This window comes from Kineococcus siccus (assembly GCF_009906795.1).
Lineage (GTDB): Bacteria > Actinomycetota > Actinomycetes > Actinomycetales > Kineococcaceae > Kineococcus > Kineococcus siccus.
The window spans coordinates 1-1559 of the sequence record NZ_JAAALN010000387.1 but is presented as its reverse complement, the minus strand read 5'-3'; the positions used below and the strand labels follow the sequence as shown (position 1 = coordinate 1559).

1 protein-coding gene is annotated in these 1559 nt (G+C 75.6%); it reads right to left on the bottom strand.

What is annotated here, in order from left to right; all coding sequences use genetic code 11:
* Positions 1-1525 (bottom strand): MFS transporter (locus tag GTR02_RS21650; protein WP_338073981.1); only part of this gene is annotated, 1525 nt, incomplete at its 3' end.
* Positions 1526-1559: the final 34 nt, after the last annotated feature.

Here is a 1559-nt window from a genome sequence, read left to right as displayed (position 1 = left end):
TGCTCGCCCTCCTGCTGGCGCTGCTCGACCTGCGCCGGCGGCGGCGCAGGTCGAGCAGCGCCAGCAGGAGGGCGAGCAGGACGAGACCGAGGGCCACGCGCAGACCCTGCGACAGCGCCTCGCCGAAGACGGACTGCACCGCCGCGGGCGTCGAGGCCCCGCCGGCGCCGCCCCTGCCGGGCCCGCCGCCGCTGACCGAGGCGACCCCCGCGAAGAACACGGCCGAGACGAGCGCGACGCCCATGGCGGAGCCCACGCGCTGCCCGGTCTGCAGGACACCCCCGGCGACGCCCCCGACCTCAGTCGGGACCTCGGCGAGCGTCAGCGTCTGGTTGGGCGAGATGACGAGCCCCGTCCCGGCCCCCGTCACCATGAGGCAGGCCGCGAGCGCGACCGCGCCCCCGGTCCCCTGGACGGCGGCCGACACCACGTCCGCCGCGACGAGGCCGACGGCCGTCACGACGAGCCCCGCGACGACGGTCTGGCGGCCCCAGCGGTTGACGAAGCGGCCGCCGAGACCGGAGAAGACCGCCGAGGCCAGCGCGAACGGGGTCTGCACCAGCCCCGCCTGCAGCGCCGTGAAGCCGAGACCGGACTGCAGGTAGAGGGTGACGACGAGGAAGATGCCCGTGAAGCCGGCGAAGAAGGCGACGCCGACGAGGGCCCCGCCCGTGAACGAGGCCGTGCGCACCAGCGCCCCGGGGACGACGGGTTCGCGCCCGCGCCGCTCGTAGGCGCGCTCCCACAGGACGAAGCCCACCAGCAGCCCGACCCCCGGCACGAGCGAGAGCCAGCGCAGCGGCGGGTCCCCCTGCCCCGTGGTCAGGACGAACGGGAGCATGAGGAACACGACGCCCACGGCCAGCAGCGCCAGGCCGCCGAGGTCGAGGCTCAGCCGGCGCCCGGGCACCCGCTCCGCGCGGGGCAGCAGCCGCGCGGCGAACGGCAGCAGCACGAGGCCGATGGGGACGTTGACGAGGAAGACCGCGCGCCAGCCCGACTCGGTGCCGAACACCTGGATGAGCAGGCCGCCGAGCAGCGGGCCCACCGCGGTCGAGACGCCCACGGTCGTGCCGAAGAGGCCGAACGCCTTGCCGCGCTCGGGACCCGCGAACAGCTCCTGCAGCAGGCCGATGACCTGCGGGTTGAGGATGCCGGCGGAGATGCCCTGCACGAGCCGGACGACGGCGAGCGCCGTGGCGGACTGCACGAGACCCGCGCCGGCGCTCGTCACGGTGAAGGCCGCGAGGCCGACGAGGAAGACGGTGCGACGGCTGAACAGGTCGCCGAAGCGCCCGGCGGGCACGAGGACCAGCCCGAAGGCGAGCGCGTAGCCCGCGACGATCCACTGCACCTGGCTGGGGCCGGCGTCCAGCGACCCCTCGATGGACGGCAGGGCGACGTTGACGATGGAGACGTCGAGCAGGGTCATGAAGCCGGCCGCCAGGCAGACGGCGAGGGCGCGCCAGCGACGGGCGTCGGGCTGACCGCTCCCGCCCTGCTGCTGGGCAGGGGCGTCGGGCACGAGGTCTCCTGGGGTGCGGGTGCGGGTGCGGGTG